Consider the following 15,897-nt stretch of genomic DNA (forward strand, 5'->3'; position numbering starts at 1 on the left):
CGAGCATTTTAACAAGCTAGGATGAGCAGATATCTACTACGATTGGTATTATTCCTCTCACCCCATGGTAGGCATAGTGAAATGACTATCGTGGGTTTCCAATCGCACACTAGCTGGCCAGCGGGTAGTGACGGTTTTCATTCGGGTATAGAAACGTACGCCGTCGTTGCCGTGCACATTCAGTGGGCCGAAGATTGAACGTTTCCAACCACCGAAGCTGTGGAATGCCATTGGGACAGGAATTGGCACATTCACGCCTACCATACCTGCCAACACATCTTCGCTGAACTGACGGGCAGTTTCACCGTCTCGGGTGAAGATGGCAGAGCCATTGCCATACTCGTGGCGGTTAATAAGCTCTAGCGCGGTTTGATAATCCGGCACACGGACTACAGACAACACAGGGCCAAAGATTTCATCCTGATAGATGGTCATGTCAGGCGTCACATCATCAAACAGGGTTGGGCCAACAAAGTAGCCATTATCATGCCCTTCCACCTGACAGCCGCGGCCATCGACAACCAACTTCGCGCCCTGCTCAACGCCCGAGTCAATGTAGCCGACTATTTTGTCGCGATGCTGTGCGGAAATAACCGGTCCCATGTCGTTCTCAGGGCCATCAACAATGCCAGGGCCAACACGCATTTTATTGATGCTTTCTGACAGCGAAGCCACCAGCTTATCGGCCGTTTCATCGCCCACAGCAACAACAACAGACAGCGCCATACAACGCTCGCCTGCTGCACCAAAGCCAGCCCCGACTATCGCGCCGCTTGCCATTTCAAGGTCAGCATCAGGCATTAAAACACAGTGATTCTTCGCGCCACCGAGTGCCTGACAACGTTTGCCATGCGCCGATGCTGTGGAGTAGATGTATTCCGCAATAGGTGTAGAGCCTACAAAACTCACCGCCTGAACGCGTGGATCTGTCAGCAACACGTCAACCGCTTCTTTGTCGCCGTTGACCACGTTGAACACACCGTCTGGCAATCCGGCTTCTTTCAGCAATTCCGCCAGCATCAAACCCAAAGATGGATCCTTCTCTGAAGGCTTCAGAACAAAGGTGTTACCGGTAGCAAGGGCAATCGGGAACATCCACATTGGCACCATCGCAGGGAAGTTAAACGGGGTGATCCCGGCACACACGCCAAGCGGCTGCATAATAGAATGACTATCAACGCCAGATCCCACATTCGCTGAACTCTCCCCTTTCTGTAGATGAGGAATTCCGCAAGCAAATTCAACGACTTCCAATCCACGGGTTAACTCACCTACGGCGTCAGAGTAGACTTTGCCGTGTTCGTTGCTGATAAGGCGAGCCAGCTTGTCCTGATTCGCCTCAAGCAACTCTTTGAACTTGAACATCACACGGGCGCGACGCAATGGTGGCGTTTTCTTCCATGCAGGAAAAGCCGCATGCGCGGCAGCCACGGCCGCCTCTGCTTCTTCTGCTTTGCTGAAAACCACCTGACGGGTTTGCTCGCCAGTCGCCGGGTTAAATACTGCGCCAAATCGTTCAGTACTGCTTTCTGCGATTTGTCCGTTAATAAAGTTATGAACTGTTTCCATGTCTTGGGTCTCCATGTCTCAATCACATCAATCCGGCATTTCGCGCAAAGGACGCCAAATTGTTATATCCGAGTGTTGCGTACGTCAGTGGGTGCGCAATTGAAGGGTCTTGCTCTGCTTCTACCACTAACCAGCCTGAGTAATTGGCCTGTTTCAGCACATCCATCACTGCTGCATAGTCAATACAGCCATCGCCTGGCACAGTGAACACGCCATTTAATACGGCATATAAAAAGCTGAGCCTGCGGTTTTTGGCATCGTCCAGAATCGATTGGCGAATGTCTTTGCAATGCACGTGATTAATTCTGTCGGCGTGACGCTTGGCAACGGCAATCGGGTCACCACCAGCAAAATGCAGATGGCCCGTATCTAGCAGCAAGCCCACTTCTGGGCCTGTTTCCGCCATTAGACGATCCACATCCGCTTCGCTTTCAATCACGGTGCCCATATGGTGGTGATAAGCAATCTGTAACCCGTGAGATTGGGTGTACTTCGCCAGTTCCGTCAGTTTTTGCCCGTACTCCTGCCAGCGCTGTTCAGGAAACGCCGGACGCCTCTCGACAGGCATGTTTTGATTTCCATGAACACAACCTGTCACTTCCGCAAACACCATGACCTTCGCACCGAGCGCTTTCAGCAAGTTCAGGTGCGATTGCATCGCTTCAATTTCCTGCTCAACGCTTCGACTCAGCAGTTCACCGGAATACCAGCCAGATACCAGCTTCAGGTCGTGCTTTGCCAAAATCGGGCCCAACACATCAGGGTTACGCGGAAATTTGTTTCCCAACTCAAACCCTGTAAAACCGGCCTGTCTGCCTTCAGAAAGGCATACTTCTAACGGCGTTTCAGCGCCCAAAGAGGGCAAATCATCATTCGTCCACGTCAGTGGGTTAATCCCTAATTCAACAGCCATGATCGTCTCCTTACTCTCCGCGTTGACGCCAGGTTTCAATCAACCCGAGATAATTCGCTTTCACGGCAGCAACTAACCCTTGATTATCTAAGTCACCGCGCATCCACTGACGGCTTGGCTCACCAAAGATGGTGCGGCCGACAGCAAAACCCCTCACGGTTTTCGAAACTGCCGAAGCAGCAAAACCGGCTTTCAGTTCATCGGCTGGCGCATCCAACCCCAACAGCACCACACCACGACAATGCGTATCGCGCTGTTCAATCAGTTCATCTACCGCCTGCCAACCTTGCTTGGTCAGTGGAGGCAATTTCCACCAATCTGGTTTGATGCTGAGGTTATACAGACGTGTCATGGCGCGAAGGTAGAGAGAATCTGCTTCTTCTGCGGAGCCAGCTTCCATATCTTTCGGCAAAATCACTTCCACCAACAACTCGTTCCCTGTTGCACAGCAGGCTTCATACACTTCTCGGAGCGTATTTTCCTGATCAAGTTGCAATTCCCGGGCATCATCAGGATGGTAGAACATCAAACATTTCACGACTTGTTCCTTCGGCCAGCTCGCCAATTGGCTGCCGATGTTGCCGTGTTCAAGGCGCAAAGGACGGGAGCCAGGCAGTTCGATAGGTCGCCCTACCCACCAACGTTCGCTCACATGGTCGCCAAACCCTGTTGCAGCATTCAGCACTTCCATGCCAAAGGTGGAGTCACACAGAATGCCCGCCTTTCCTTTCAGGCCAGATCCCTGCGCCACTTCCTGAGCCGCTTGCCAGATAAGTTTTTTGAGATAAGGAATATGCGCGACGTCTATTCCTGCTTCCTGAGCCATTTCGACAAACTGGGAGCGATGGTCGAAGGCCAGCACACACAAGTCGCTCCAAGGCAGCTCACGGGTAGTCACTCGGTGAAGGTGGTTCAGCATCCCATCCCTGTCTGGACGTGGGATTTCATGCTCATGTTGAAGGTAGTAATCCAATTCTTCTTTGGTGGGCATGGCAGGAGAACAGCCGTGACGGGAAACGACCAACGCGCCACAGGCGTTCGCATAGCGGCAGCATTGCTCCCAGGATTCATCATTCAGGTAGCCACGAAGCAATCCCGACATAAAGGCATCACCCGCGCCAAGTACATTCAGCACTTCCACGCGTACGCCTTTCACCGTGATGCCGTCATCCAGCACGCTGCCAATTTCATCAGTGAATACGCTGCACCCTAGCGGGCCGCGTTTGCACACCAAGGTCGCATCCGTAAAGGTGCGGACAGATTTCAGCGCTTCGACGGAATCTTCCGAGCCACCTGCAATGTGAAACTCTTCTTCGGTGCCGACAATCAGGTCAAACAGGCCCAGTACTTCCTGAAGCTGGCGGGTGACTTCGTCTGATTCAATGTAGCGGGTTTCACCGTCTCCCAGAGAGGTCAGGCCCCAAAGTACAGGGCGGTAATCCACATCCAAGGCTGTACGAACGCCATGTTTACGTGCGTAATTCAGTGCGGTGATTACCGCTTCACGGGAACTTGGATTGGAAAGATGGGTGCCCGTGATCGCCAAACATTTGGCCGAAGCAATGTACGCTTCATTAATGTCTTCTGGGGTGATGGCTTTGTCGGCACAATTGTCGCGGTAGAAAATTAGCGGGAAGGTGTCTTCATCTTTGATGCCAAGCAGCACAAGCGCGGTCAGCCTTTCTTTATCGATGATGATATTGCTGGTATCGACACCGACACGCTCCAATTCTTCTGTCACAAAGCGGCCCATGTGCTCGTCACCAACACGTGCCAACATGCCGGATTTCAACCCCTGCCTTGCGGTGCCGTGAGCAACGTTGCCCGACGAACCACCCAGATATTTGGCAAAGGTTCGCATATCTTCTAGGCGGGAACCGACCTGCTCCCCATACAAATCAACGGCGACTCGCCCAAGGCAAATCACGTCCAATGCTTTTTCTACCGTCGTCATTCCCGACTCCTGTCAGATTTCCCATCCTGTTCAGTGTGGCTGAACCTGAAAAATACACTTCATCCAACCGCATAATGAAATGTACGTTTCACTTTATACTAAGATCGAAACGGTCAGATCGCAACCAATGAAACAAATATTTCATGTGTTATTTCACTGGTAGGATCATCCTTAAGATCATTACTAGACGACTGGTCTAATTTCCGCTAACCTGCTTCACCATGAACACAGAAACCCAATCTACCCGCCAGCATATTCTCGACGTCGGCTATCAACTCATTGTTGAAAAAGGCTTTTCGAACGTGGGTCTGGCGCAACTGCTTAACCATGCCGGGGTGCCGAAAGGCTCCTTCTATCACTATTTCAAATCCAAAGAACAATTCGGCGAAGCCTTGATCGAAGAGTACTTCTCTCAATATCAGGCCAAACTGGATGCTCATTTCAGCAACCCTGCTCTCAATGGCTTTGAGAAGCTCATGGGTTACTGGATGAAATGGATTGAAGTAAATGATGGCATGTGTGGCAGCCAGCGTTGTTTGGTGGTGAAGCTGAGTGCAGAAGTGTCTGACCTGTCTGAATCTATGCGTATTTCGTTGCTGAATGGCGCAAACCGTATTGTCACTGTGCTTGCTGATTGCGTTCAGATTGGTATTGATGACGGTTCGATTCAGGTCAGTAACGCTGAAAAAGCTGCCAGTCAGCTTTATCAACTTTGGATTGGTGCAAGCCTGATGAGCAAGCTCAACCAAAATGTAGAGCCGATGAAACAGGCGCTGGAAAGCACAGAACGCCTGCTCAAAGGACAACACGCTTTTTAATCAAAGGGCGCTTCCGCGCCGATAAAACCGCCAAATGCACTTGGCGGATTTTTTTACTCAGCCACTAGACGACTGGTCTAGTAGTGAAACCATAACGTAAAGGGAATCAGCACATGTCAGTTTCGTTGGAAAACAACCGTATTGTTCTAGCTTCACGCCCAGTAGGCGCGCCTGTTACCGATAACTTCCGTTTGGAATCTCAGGCCGTTCCTGCCCTGAAAGATGGTGAACTGCTGCTTCGCACCATTTACCTTTCACTCGACCCTTACATGCGTGGCCGCATGAGCGATGCCAAATCTTACGCTGATCCCGTTGAGCTAAATGATGTGATGGTCGGTGCCACAGTTTGTCAGGTAGAAGACTCACTGAATCCAAACTTTGAAAAGGGTGAATGGGTGCTGGCATACACAGGTTGGCAGTCTTACGCTGTGTCTGACGGCGAAGGTCTGCTGAAACTGGGCAAATCCCCTTCTCACCCTTCATTCGCGCTGGGTATCATGGGTATGCCGGGCTTTACCGCTTACATGGGTCTTTTGGATATCGGTCAGCCGAAAGAGGGAGACACCTTGGTTGTCGCGGCCGCGACTGGCCCTGTTGGCGCGACAGTAGGTCAAATCGGCAAACTGAAAGGCTGTAACGTCGTCGGCATCGCAGGCGGCGAAGAGAAGTGTCGCCACGCGGTTGAAGTACTGGGCTTCGATGTTTGTATCGATCACAAAGCGGAAGACTTCGCAGAACAACTAGCGGCTGCCTGTGACAAAGGCATCGACGTTTACTATGAAAACGTAGGTGGCAAAGTGTTCGACGCTGTCATGCCATTGCTCAACACTGGCGCGCGCATTCCTGTATGTGGTTTGATTTCTCAATACAATGCGACCGCACTGCCAGAAGGCCCAGACCGTATGTCTCTGCTGATGGCGACCTTGCTGATCAAACGCATCAAGATGCAAGGCTTCATCATCTTTGATGATTACGGTCACCGCTATGACGAGTTTGCAGCCGACATGGGCAAATGGCTGATGGAAGGCAAAATGCAGTACAAAGAACAAATCGTTGACAGTTTGGATGCTGCACCAGAAGCCTTTATGGGTCTGCTGGAAGGCAAAAACTTCGGCAAATTGGTGGTGAAAATCGCCGAGCCAATCGCTCTCTAATTCCCGCTCCACAATTGAGAAGGAATTGAAAAAGCCCGCCCGGTTTTCGCCCGGCGGGCTTTTTGTCACTTCACCTGCGAAAGCAACGTGTTAGGTTACACTGTAGTTAAGAAAAATTTTCACGCAGGGGATGCAATGAAAAACTGGATCGTTTTACTTTTCACTCATGGCTTTGCCATCGCTATCGGCTTTGCGGCTGGCATTTACGCACTACCCATTCTTATCGCGCCGGAGGGCCCTTCTGTTGAGGTGATCGAATCAACCGCATCTAAAGCCAATTACTCTGGAGAATTCCGCAAAGACCTTAAAGACAGCGACACCTTCCATTGGGGTGAAGGCAAAGTGTCTATCGGCCCGGAAAGTATTTCGTTAATGGGAGAACTCGCGCCAGGCCCAGACTACAAGCTCTATCTGTCACCTGAATTTGTTGAAACAGAAGCCGACTTCAACCGCTTGAAGCCACAAATGCAACGAGTGGGTGATGTAAAAACCTTCGAGAATTTCTTGGTAGAAGTCCCTAGTGATGTCGACCCTTCACAATTCAATACCGTGATTGTTTGGTGTGAGTCTTTTGGCGAGTTTATTACTGCAGCGCGCTATAAGTAACTGACTGAATGATGAAAAGGCGAAGCGGAGTGCTTCGCCTTTTTGCGTTTATGGTACCAGTTTCCTGATAAACGAAGAGGCAAACAAGTAATGAGGATCGTAGCTTCTCAGTTTGCTCACCGTTTCATCATAGCTTCGGGTTGCGGTGTTAAATGTGGTCGGCAGAACGTTGGAAATAAAGGCATCGTTTTGCCAAGCACCTTGTGCGTTGTATCCCCAGCCTTTTGACCACTCCACGCGAACCTGCTCAGCGGGTAATTGTTGATACAGCCACTCCTCCACTTCCTGATAAAACGCCCCTGCTCCCTGCATATCCGCAAACGTCAGTAGGTCGACCCATACCACGGTATCCAAAGCCGCATCATCGGTGGCCGTTGTTGCTGAGAAAGCCGGTGGCTTTGCGCCAGGAACATTCAGACCCTCAGAGCGATCTGTTCCCGTGACGCGAATCTCCATTGGCCCTGCCATTGGGAACTGTTTTCTCGCCGCATATTCCGCCTGAATGCGCAAATACACATTGGCAAAGTCATGCAGAAAACCTTGCACATCGTTGCGGTTAAGGTGCACCGCATACCCGTTGGCTGTCACACGCAGCGTGGTGTTGCGCACATACACCAAGGTCTTCCACGCAGGTCCCCAAATGTCATAGCTTTGTGCAAACAGGCTCCTGGCCGTGGCATCTGGTTGGGTTTCTTCCACCGCCTCAATGTAAGGCAGTAACTCATCAAACTCTTCCTGAGTGATGGTTTCGCCAGAATTCAGGCTTCGTGAGGTAGCCGAGCCAACCACCTGATTTTGCAAATTCTCTCGGTTTGCCCCGCCTTTTAGTGCCAAGGTGGTGGTGACAGACTGCAAGATGCCAAAAGCAGGAACTAGGAAAGGTTTGGCAACCAGAATGCCCTTAATGATGTCTGAGATAAACAGCGGAATATTGTCACTGAACGGGTAATTGTAAGGGCCAGAAACGGCACGGGAACCCGCAGGTTGCTCTGCTTCATTCGACCATACTTTCAGCCAAGGTTTTTGACTGTAAGGGAACCAGATCACTTCCATCCTTCCGGCAGTATCCAAAATATTCGCGATGGAGAAAGTGCTTTCTTCCTGAGTCGAAGCAAACAATTCTGCATAGTGAATATCGGTGAAGCTCTGGCAACGCAGGTTGTAATTAGGCTGCACCAACATAGTCACTTCAAAAATCAAGGTCGCACCTAACGCCGTAAGGAACAAATCCCCATCTTCCTCGTCTCGGGTAAAAGTACGAAGCGTATATTTGGAGCCGTTCCATACCAACGCTGTCACTGAGAGTACATTGTTGCTGATGCTGCCATTGAGCGTTTCATTCTCGTCAGAACCGTTGTAACTCACTTTGGTGCCGTGACCACCAATCGAGAGCATGCCCGCCAGCGAAAGATTCCCCGGCGCAGGCGTGTTTGAAAAGGCGTAACCGGGAATGTCAGGATTACCGCCTGCTTGCGCTTCAAGAAAGGCGTAGAGGTTTTCTGCCTGCACGCCGCTTCCCGCTCTCACCACGCCATAATCCTGATGGGATTCCACCATCTCCAAATGATTGAACGCAGACACATCCAACAGCAGGATTTTGTCTTTCGGTTCCGTTTCAGAGATGATCAGCGGCGACCAATTATGCATAGAGCCGAAGGCTTTGACTGCATAGCCGTTTTCCAGTGCCCATTCAGCAACCCTCTCCAAGTCTTCTTTCACTTTTGCACTGGCTGCCATCACGCTTTTCACTTTGATGTCCTGAGACCAGTTTTCATACGTGATGTAGTAAAACTCGCTCTGACAACCCGAAAGCAGAAACGACATCGGCAGCGATGAGATCGCCACTGAGGTAAATAACAGCCCTTGGCTGTTCTTGAGGAATTTTCTTCGTTCGTTATTAAATGACATACCTTTTCCCTTGAGTCTAAAAACATACCTTTGTTTAAAAATGACTGACTTTCATGCCTCCACACACTACCAAGGCACTGCAATGACTGACTTAAGGGAAAATAGGTAACAGCGCGAGATCACAACTCACCGTTTGAATCATCTCTTGCATGCAATTTCCTACCAATGTAAACAAAGGAACCAAAAATGACCTAGAGAAGTGAAGACACAGTGATAAGCCTCAGCTATCGATAAGATAGTTACTAACGATTTCAGCTAGCAGATGAAAAACCTTAACCTGACGCCAATAGCTACAGAGTAAGAGATAAGAAACATGTCAGGTAAGAAAGCACTGGTCGTTGAAGGTGGAGCCATGCGCGGTATTTTCGCAAGCGGTGTGTTAGATGCGTTTTTGGATGTCAATTTTAATCCTTTTGATTTCGCCATTGGCGTGTCTGCTGGTGCCTCTAACCTATTGGGTTATCTTGCTCAACAGCAAAACCGCAGCTATCAGGTGATCACTGGTTTAGCGACTGATGATGCTTTCTTTAACCCCGCGCGTTTTGTGCGCGGCGGTAATCTGGTTGACGTTCAGTGGCTGCAACAAGAATCTCTGCGCCGCTTTCCTCTCGACACAAACACCCTTTTCAACAATATTCCTTTGTTGGCAGCCGTGACCAACGTGAATACGGGTGATGCGGATTATTACTGGGTGAAGCCAGACAATATGTCCAAAGTGATTGAAGCAACCACTGCGCTGCCGATCGCCTACCGCCCAACCCCGTGTTTCTCAGGCGGTTGCTACACGGATGGCGGCGTGGCAGATTCCATTCCGGTTGTAGAAGCCTATCGACGTGGCGCGCGAGAAATCACAGTTATCCTTTCACAACCTGGCGACTATGAAATGTCTCCAATGAAAATGCCAAAGCTGATGGATCAGCTGCTGAAGAAATACCCTCACGTTGCAGATGCGATGCGTAAACGTGCCGAGCGTTATAACGCCTCGCTGGCATTTATTAAGAATCCGCCAAAGGATTGCGTGGTGAATGTGATTGCGCCACCAGACACCTTCCCAGTTGGTCGCTTTACCATGAAGAAATCCAAGCTCAATGAAGGCTATGGCATGGGTATTCGTGCGGGTCAAGCGTACATGTTTAATCTGTACAAAGACGTGTTAAAGCAGCAGGTTTTGGAAGAAGGGTCGACCAGAAAGGTTCGGGATTTGGTGGCTTGACAAGATGTCACACAACTTAAGTGAATATCGTGTCTTAATAGTACTTCGAATCAAGTGTGAGAACCTGTCTTCGCTGCAACATTCGACACATCTAGATTCCCACAAAGAACGACTGTGATCAGCACAACTACCAATGCAATAAATACTGAGTATAAGGAAATCGCAGCCAAAGGCATTTTGGCATGCTCAAAAGAACCTTTGGCAAATTCCCAGTTTTCTAACTGTTTGTAGAGATTATCCGAGACTTTATAGACACGATAACTAGCATAAGTGAATAACAACCAATTCAGCCAAATAAATACAATTGCTGCCTCTCTTAACATATTACCTTCATTGCCTATAAAGGATCTGGCGGAATCTGAAGTTAACAACCAACCAAGGCCAAGCAACCAAAAGCCCATAGTCGAATAAGAACTGGTATTATAATTTGCTTGGTAACGTTCTAGTGCAGCGATTAAAATTTTCAGTCGTTCTGTATCGTTAAGCCTTTCAGTCACATTAATTCCCCTTTCCTGAAACCATCACGTAAGCCCAACCTCATTGCCTCTGCTCATTCTAACCATCCACAACAAGTCATCAGTAGAGAACCTCAAACCCAAGCAAATAGAATTTGCCAAGTCAGTTCCAGGTTCACTGGTCACCTCTAAGATGTGTTTTCCGCGAATACGTTTCAGAGATGGGCCTCGTGAACTCGAGTGACTGAAGACCACCTTCTGAAACTAATTACCCCGAATAAGCTAGTGCTACTTTATTATATTGTGCTTTGTTTATTTCGTTTTTCTCTTTCTCAAAACCCGTAATCAACTAATGTTTATTTTTAAGCGGCAAGCTCATCTTCAGGCTATGTTCTTTTTGACCTGACGGAAGCTCCACTTCACCCTTTTCTCCTGTGTATTGAAAGCCAAATTTTTCGTAAAGTTTTTGCGCGACTAGATTTGATTCATAGACTTCTAATTTCAGCTCTTTGAAGCCGAAGCGCCGACTATCTAGCAATACCGCCTCCAGTAACTTTTTAGCGATACCTTGGCCCCTGAAATCAGAATGCACTTGAGCACCAATAAACCCAACTTCATCTGAGTGCTGCCCACACATTGTCCCAGGGAAAGCCTCAACGCTTGCAACGACCTCGTTATCAATGATCGCAACGAATTGCGGTATTTTTTGTTGAGTGATTTTATTCAAAACAACATCAATTTTGTGTTTGGGTGGCGGAGGGCTACGAAGGTAAATACCCTCATTGAAGACACTTTGCCAAAGCGTCCAAAATCCATTTAAGTCATCAGAACAAATTCTTCGAATTTCCATATTACTCCGGATATAAAACGACAAAATGTGGAGGCCTGAGAGTTGTGTAGACTGAAAAGGGTTAACCTTTTCTAGCAAACCTAAGGGACCGTATCACGCCCTCGTAGAGACTCAGCGGATTGGCATTTCTAGTTTGCGACCCAATTGGGAGAATTTGCTCACTCTGCATTCAAAAACAATCCAAAAATTCCCTTGCCCACCCGTCTCTATTTCTGTAGTTTAAAAATTCATCACCAAAAAAGAGTCACTTATGATTTTCCAATCTCTACCACTCTGGCTACTACTTCTTATGCCCTTCAGTCGGTAGAGTGACTCGTTTCCGGCTGTGAGTAGAACAGCCGGATGTCGCCCTCTCACAGCCTTGATTAAAACAACAAACCAACATCAAGGAAGTGAACAATGAATGACGCGTCTGTCAGTACGCAAGACTCCTCCGATTACCGAACCGGTATCATTTACGCCTTAATTGGCACGGTGCTTTTCTCTATCAAGCCTGTGCTTATCAAGCTCGCGTACACAATGGGTGGTGATGCCACTGCTATCATGAGTCTTCGTGCAGCGTCTTCCCTTCCCATTTACTTCCTCATCCTGCTCTGGCTATGCCGTAGTGCCAGTGAACGCAGCAAAGTGCGAAAGTTTGGCTGGCAAGCAGCACTCGTTGGTGTTCTTGGCTACTACTTCGCAGCTTTGCTGGACATCATGGCGCTGGAGTTTATTTCAGCTCAACTGGAACGCTTGTTGATCTTCCTGTTTCCATCATTTGTGGTGATCATCAGCTGGGTCTTTATGAAAGAAGCGCCACGAAAAGGTACGTTTCTCTCCATTGCCATTGGTTATGTCGGCGTTGCTATGATTGTGCTGCATGATTTCAGCTCTTTTGGTTCACAGGTTTGGCTTGGCAGTGTGATGGCAATTGCAGCAGCTTTGGCCTTTGCTGTTTATCTGGTGTTGAGCAAGAAAGTGATTAGCCAGATGGGTTCCCAACTTTTCACCAGTATTGGTATGGGAAGTGCGGGTCTGGTGATCATGGCTCAGTATCAAGTAAAAGGCGCGCAATTCAGTGATATGTCGAATGAGCTTATTGCTTTGGGCGTCGTGCTGGGTTTTTTCTGTACAGTTTTACCTTCGTACTTTGTCGCTGCCGCCATGGCACGGTTAACCCCTTCTGTGCTGAGTCTGACCAGCAACATTGGTCCCGCAGTGACCGCACTTTTTGCGATTACTCTGCTTGATGAAGCATTCACCATCTGGCACGGCCTAGGGATGATTCTGGTGGTTTATGCGGTGGTGAGAATCAACAAAAAGTCATAATTACTATATTTATCAAAAGGTAACGTATCGCAAAGAGCAAAAAATGATCGCCAAGTTTGAGAATACATCGGCTAAACTCAACCCCCTATCAAGTAGTTCTACCAATCACAGTAGGTAGCTGATCAGAAATAGCGCAGGAAAAATGCTCGAGAACAAGGCGGAAAATTTCGATAAGTAGTTATTCTACAATCAAATTTTTCAACGCAGTTATCGAGCATTTTAACAAGCTAGGATGAGCGGATATTTACTACGATTGGTATTAACATGAATACTGAAAAAGGGAGCCGAGAATGGGTGAAGCGCCGGCAGCCTCAAATTACCTGTACTATTTCATTCTGATGATCATTGCTTACCCGATGGGCGTCGTACTTTGTGGGTGTTTATTTTACGAAAAACGCCACCAAGATATCGCGGCGACCTACTATGGCCTCTTAGGTTTGGTTTTAGCGGGGTATTTCCTCTACAAACATATGCAAACCGACGTGGTTTACGGAAAAGAAGCGATTGAGATTTATCACGCCAAGCAAGCCCAGGAGGCTGCTTGGCAACAAAGTAAAGAAGAGCGTCGGCTGAAACGGTCTCAGGAGGAAACATCCACCCCATAGCGGAAACAGCTTGTCAAGTGATCGTTGACCATACCTGTCGCTTGCATGTAGGCATAGCAAATAGTGGTACCCACAAATTTAAAGCCTTTCTTTTTCAACGTCTTACTCATGGCGTCAGATTCAGGTGTGGACGTTGGGACATCGGCTAAGGTTTCCCAATGATTGATGATGGGTTTCCCACCCACAAACTGCCAGATGTACTCATTGAAACTGCCAAACTCTTTCTGGATTTCCAATACCAACTTGGCGTTTGTCACAGTGCCATTCACTTTGAGTTTGTTACGGACGATGGTTGGGTTTTCCAACAGCTCGGCGACTTTCTTTTCGTCGTAAGCTGCTACGGTTTCGATGTGGAATTTATCAAAGGCTTCTCTGTAACCTTCACGCTTTTTGAGAATAGTGGTCCAACTTAATCCTGCTTGCGCGCCTTCCAGAATCAGCATTTCAAACAATTGCTGATCATCATGAACAGGCACACCCCACTCTTCGTCATGATATTTCTGGTCCAGTTCGCTTACATTCGCCCAGCTGCAACGCTCCATGTTTTTCCCCATATTTTGTGTGAACACCTATACTGTATATTTATACATATTAATTGCGATTCGCGCAAAAAAAAGAGGACGCAATCATGAGACTACATCCCCTTATGTTGTCGGGAGAAACTAATTCACTTTCACCGTTTGGTGCATTTCCAGCGATTCCAGCGCGCATTCCGCGAGGTACAGCGCCAATTCACCATCCACGCCAGTACATTGCGGCTCTGCTTTGCCTTCCAATACATCGACAAAGTGTTGCCACTCGGCAATGTAAGCCTCTTTGTATCTTTCAAGGAAAAAGTACTGAGGTTTTGCCGCTGCACAGCTTTCATCACCCCAATGCTCAACCTGATGCTCGCGAACATTGCCAGCTTTCAGCATGCCTTTGCTACCATGCAGTTCAATACGTTGATCGTAGCCATAACCAGAACGGCGGCTGTTAATGATGGTTGCCATCGCGCCGGATTCAAAATGCATGACCACGACAGCACTGTCGATATCGCCAGCTTCACCAATTGCCGGGTCTACTAGGCATGAGCCGTGCGCTGATACTGAAACCGGATCTTCTCCCATGATAAAACGTGCCATGTCCAAATCATGAATCGACATGTCGCGGAAAATACCGCCGGAAACACGCACGTATTCCGCAGGTGGTGGCGATGGGTCGCGGGAAGTGATCACCAAGGTTTCGGCTTTACCAATTGCACCAGATTCAAACAAATCTTTCAGAGTGCGGAATTGAGGATCGTAGCGGCGGTTGAAGCCAACAAGTAGCTTGGCATTATTTTCATTCACGACATTCAGGCACCCTCTGACTCGCTCCAAGCTCAGGTCGATTGGCTTTTCACAGAAAATTGCTTTGCCCGCTCGCGCAGCCTGTTCAATCAAATCCGCATGGGTATCTGTCGCAGAGCAAATCACCACGGCATGAATATCCGGGTCTGCCATGGCTTCTTCGGTCGTCATCACCTCGGCATCATATTCATCTGCGAGTTTGGCAGCGCCTTCATGATAGGGGTCTATCACCGCTTTGATTTGAGTCAACGGGTGGGCGTCTATATTCACTGCGTGAACTTTCCCTATCCGCCCACAGCCGAATAACGCGATATTAAACATGGCCTCTCCTTTTGCTACTGCTATTTTTGATTGTTGTGTTTATTGGCATATTCCGGACTGTTCACCCACGCGTGGTCTTCTTCCCAGGTGAATAGCCATTTTCTGACTGGCCCCGCCATGACATTCAGGTAATAGCTGTCGTAACCCGCTATGGTCGCCACAGGGTGATAGCCGCGAGGAACCATGACCACATCGCCGTCGTAAACGGCCATGCATTCATCCAGGTCACGCTCATCGGTATAAACCCGCTGAATGCAGAAACCCTGAGACGGGTTCAGTCTGTGGTAATAGGTTTCCTCAAGGTGTGTTTCTTCTGGTGGTGCGTCCCTGTCATGTTTGTGGCTGGGGTATGAGCTGGTGCAGCCTTCGTCAGTATAGACTTCCACCACCAGCAGGCTGTCTGCGTTCTCGTTGTCTGGGAGAATGTTGTGTACATAGCGTTTGTTATTGCCGTTTCCTCTCGCTTCTGCGCCAACTTGTTCAGGACTGATAAGGCGAGAAGGAAAGGTGCCTTTACCCGGTGCACGGCAAACTGCAAGCTCCACATCCGTTGTGGCAGTCAGTTCAGTAGTATCTCCCGCAGTGATGTACAGCGAGTACGGTTTTTTCTTTTCAAACGGCCCTGAACGATCGCCAATTTCACCCAGTGATTCACCTGCCAAAGTGGCCGTCGCCTTACCGCCCACCAGCACAAGACAGATTTCTTCATCGCTGCTGGCTTTGAAAGTGATCGTTTCATTAGATGCGAGTTGGTAAGCCTGAAAGCCTACGTATTTCCAGCCTGCAGAGGCGGGAGTGATGTTCTGGTAGCGCCCTTTTTCGTCGGGCAGGTTTCGCTTGGAAAGCAGGTCAGACATAACGGCTCCTTGTTGTGACTGATCATGAACTG

General features: G+C 48.8%; 15 protein-coding genes. 6 read left to right on the forward strand and 9 right to left on the reverse strand.

Annotated features, from left to right (window positions below; genetic code table 11):
- Window positions 1-57: 57 nt before the first annotated feature.
- Genes GCE9029_RS07445 through GCE9029_RS07455 form a run of 3 tightly spaced genes read right to left on the reverse strand, consistent with a single transcriptional unit; the run spans window position 58 to window position 4,436 of the window.
- Window positions 58-1,569, reverse strand: a complete 1,512-nt coding sequence (locus tag GCE9029_RS07445) for a CoA-acylating methylmalonate-semialdehyde dehydrogenase (protein WP_062662239.1) — start codon at window positions 1,567-1,569, stop codon at window positions 58-60.
- Between the two features lie 22 nt (window positions 1,570-1,591).
- Window positions 1,592-2,482, reverse strand: coding sequence for a myo-inosose-2 dehydratase (gene iolE, locus GCE9029_RS07450; RefSeq protein ID WP_062662242.1), 891 nt, complete (start codon window positions 2,480-2,482; stop codon window positions 1,592-1,594).
- Between the two features lie 10 nt (window positions 2,483-2,492).
- Window positions 2,493-4,436 (reverse strand): bifunctional 5-dehydro-2-deoxygluconokinase/5-dehydro-2-deoxyphosphogluconate aldolase, encoded by a 1,944-nt coding sequence (locus GCE9029_RS07455; protein ID WP_062662244.1) that lies wholly within the window; start codon window positions 4,434-4,436, stop codon window positions 2,493-2,495.
- A gap of 221 nt (window positions 4,437-4,657) precedes the next feature.
- Here GCE9029_RS07455 and GCE9029_RS07460 point away from each other — a divergent pair, with 221 nt between their 5' ends.
- The 3 genes from GCE9029_RS07460 (at window position 4,658) to GCE9029_RS07470 (ending at window position 7,014) form a co-directional block, all read left to right on the forward strand.
- Window positions 4,658-5,254 carry a TetR/AcrR family transcriptional regulator gene (locus tag GCE9029_RS07460; protein WP_062662246.1) on the forward strand — a complete coding sequence of 199 codons (597 nt, stop codon included), beginning with the start codon at window positions 4,658-4,660 and terminating at the stop codon, window positions 5,252-5,254.
- Window positions 5,255-5,367: 113 nt separating this feature from the next.
- A complete protein-coding gene (gene curA / locus GCE9029_RS07465) occupies window positions 5,368-6,408 on the forward strand; it encodes an NADPH-dependent curcumin/dihydrocurcumin reductase (RefSeq protein ID WP_062662248.1) in 1,041 nt (346 codons plus the stop codon).
- A 135-nt stretch (window positions 6,409-6,543) separates the two neighbouring features.
- Window positions 6,544-7,014, forward strand: a complete 471-nt coding sequence (locus GCE9029_RS07470; protein WP_062662250.1) for a DM13 domain-containing protein — start codon at window positions 6,544-6,546, stop codon at window positions 7,012-7,014.
- Window positions 7,015-7,062: 48 nt separating this feature from the next.
- Here the strand turns inward: GCE9029_RS07470 and GCE9029_RS26745 are convergent, their stop codons facing one another.
- Entirely contained in the window at window positions 7,063-8,922 is a 1,860-nt protein-coding gene (locus GCE9029_RS26745; RefSeq protein WP_082804298.1) for a cholesterol oxidase substrate-binding domain-containing protein, read from the reverse strand.
- A gap of 313 nt (window positions 8,923-9,235) precedes the next feature.
- Between GCE9029_RS26745 and GCE9029_RS07485 the strand changes: the two genes are divergently transcribed.
- Window positions 9,236-10,135, forward strand: a complete 900-nt coding sequence (locus GCE9029_RS07485) for a patatin-like phospholipase family protein (RefSeq protein WP_062662252.1) — start codon at window positions 9,236-9,238, stop codon at window positions 10,133-10,135.
- A 50-nt stretch (window positions 10,136-10,185) separates the two neighbouring features.
- Here the strand turns inward: GCE9029_RS07485 and GCE9029_RS07490 are convergent, their stop codons facing one another.
- Entirely contained in the window at window positions 10,186-10,632 is a 447-nt protein-coding gene (locus tag GCE9029_RS07490; protein ID WP_062662254.1) for a hypothetical protein, read from the reverse strand.
- Between the two features lie 307 nt (window positions 10,633-10,939).
- Entirely contained in the window at window positions 10,940-11,440 is a 501-nt protein-coding gene (locus tag GCE9029_RS07495; protein ID WP_062662257.1) for a GNAT family N-acetyltransferase, read from the reverse strand.
- A gap of 399 nt (window positions 11,441-11,839) precedes the next feature.
- Between GCE9029_RS07495 and GCE9029_RS07500 the strand changes: the two genes are divergently transcribed.
- Together GCE9029_RS07500 and GCE9029_RS07505 are read left to right on the forward strand one after the other, a co-directional pair.
- Entirely contained in the window at window positions 11,840-12,751 is a 912-nt protein-coding gene (locus tag GCE9029_RS07500) for a DMT family transporter (protein ID WP_062662259.1), read from the forward strand.
- Window positions 12,752-13,041: 290 nt separating this feature from the next.
- Window positions 13,042-13,356, forward strand: a complete 315-nt coding sequence (locus tag GCE9029_RS07505; RefSeq protein ID WP_062662262.1) for a hypothetical protein — start codon at window positions 13,042-13,044, stop codon at window positions 13,354-13,356.
- On the opposite strand, the gene GCE9029_RS07510 is transcribed toward GCE9029_RS07505, so the two are convergent.
- The 3 genes from GCE9029_RS07510 to iolB form a co-directional block, all read right to left on the reverse strand.
- Window positions 13,332-13,898 carry a DNA-3-methyladenine glycosylase I gene (locus GCE9029_RS07510; RefSeq protein WP_062662263.1) on the reverse strand — a complete coding sequence of 189 codons (567 nt, stop codon included), beginning with the start codon at window positions 13,896-13,898 and terminating at the stop codon, window positions 13,332-13,334. The two genes, GCE9029_RS07505 and GCE9029_RS07510, sit on opposite strands and share 25 nt — an antisense overlap.
- Window positions 13,899-14,018: 120 nt before the next feature.
- The gene (gene iolG / locus GCE9029_RS07515; RefSeq protein WP_062662265.1) at window positions 14,019-15,008 is read right to left on the reverse strand and encodes an inositol 2-dehydrogenase; all 990 of its coding nucleotides are present in this window, start codon (window positions 15,006-15,008) and stop codon (window positions 14,019-14,021) included.
- A 20-nt stretch (window positions 15,009-15,028) separates the two neighbouring features.
- Entirely contained in the window at window positions 15,029-15,865 is an 837-nt protein-coding gene (gene iolB / locus GCE9029_RS07520; RefSeq protein ID WP_062662267.1) for a 5-deoxy-glucuronate isomerase, read from the reverse strand.
- Window positions 15,866-15,897: the final 32 nt, after the last annotated feature.

It is taken from the genome of Grimontia celer, from assembly GCF_900055185.1.
GTDB classification, from domain to species: domain Bacteria; phylum Pseudomonadota; class Gammaproteobacteria; order Enterobacterales; family Vibrionaceae; genus Enterovibrio; species Enterovibrio celer.

Bases quoted from the DNA above. Each gene is read 5' to 3' on its own strand.
- GCE9029_RS07455 (WP_062662244.1), bottom strand. From the start codon at position 4,436: ATGACGACGGTAGAAAAAGCATTGGACGTGATTTGCCTTGGGCGAGTC.
- GCE9029_RS07485 (WP_062662252.1), top strand. From the start codon at position 9,236: ATGTCAGGTAAGAAAGCACTGGTCGTTGAAGGTGGAGCCATGCGCGGT.
- iolB (WP_062662267.1), bottom strand. From the start codon at position 15,865: ATGTCTGACCTGCTTTCCAAGCGAAACCTGCCCGACGAAAAAGGGCGC.
- GCE9029_RS07505 (WP_062662262.1), top strand. From the start codon at position 13,042: ATGGGTGAAGCGCCGGCAGCCTCAAATTACCTGTACTATTTCATTCTG.
- GCE9029_RS07445 (WP_062662239.1), bottom strand. From the start codon at position 1,569: ATGGAAACAGTTCATAACTTTATTAACGGACAAATCGCAGAAAGCAGT.
- GCE9029_RS26745 (WP_082804298.1), bottom strand. From the start codon at position 8,922: ATGTCATTTAATAACGAACGAAGAAAATTCCTCAAGAACAGCCAAGGG.
- curA (WP_062662248.1), top strand. From the start codon at position 5,368: ATGTCAGTTTCGTTGGAAAACAACCGTATTGTTCTAGCTTCACGCCCA.
- iolE (WP_062662242.1), bottom strand. From the start codon at position 2,482: ATGGCTGTTGAATTAGGGATTAACCCACTGACGTGGACGAATGATGAT.
- GCE9029_RS07495 (WP_062662257.1), bottom strand. From the start codon at position 11,440: ATGGAAATTCGAAGAATTTGTTCTGATGACTTAAATGGATTTTGGACG.
- iolG (WP_062662265.1), bottom strand. From the start codon at position 15,008: ATGTTTAATATCGCGTTATTCGGCTGTGGGCGGATAGGGAAAGTTCAC.
- GCE9029_RS07460 (WP_062662246.1), top strand. From the start codon at position 4,658: ATGAACACAGAAACCCAATCTACCCGCCAGCATATTCTCGACGTCGGC.
- GCE9029_RS07500 (WP_062662259.1), top strand. From the start codon at position 11,840: ATGAATGACGCGTCTGTCAGTACGCAAGACTCCTCCGATTACCGAACC.
- GCE9029_RS07510 (WP_062662263.1), bottom strand. From the start codon at position 13,898: ATGGAGCGTTGCAGCTGGGCGAATGTAAGCGAACTGGACCAGAAATAT.
- GCE9029_RS07470 (WP_062662250.1), top strand. From the start codon at position 6,544: ATGAAAAACTGGATCGTTTTACTTTTCACTCATGGCTTTGCCATCGCT.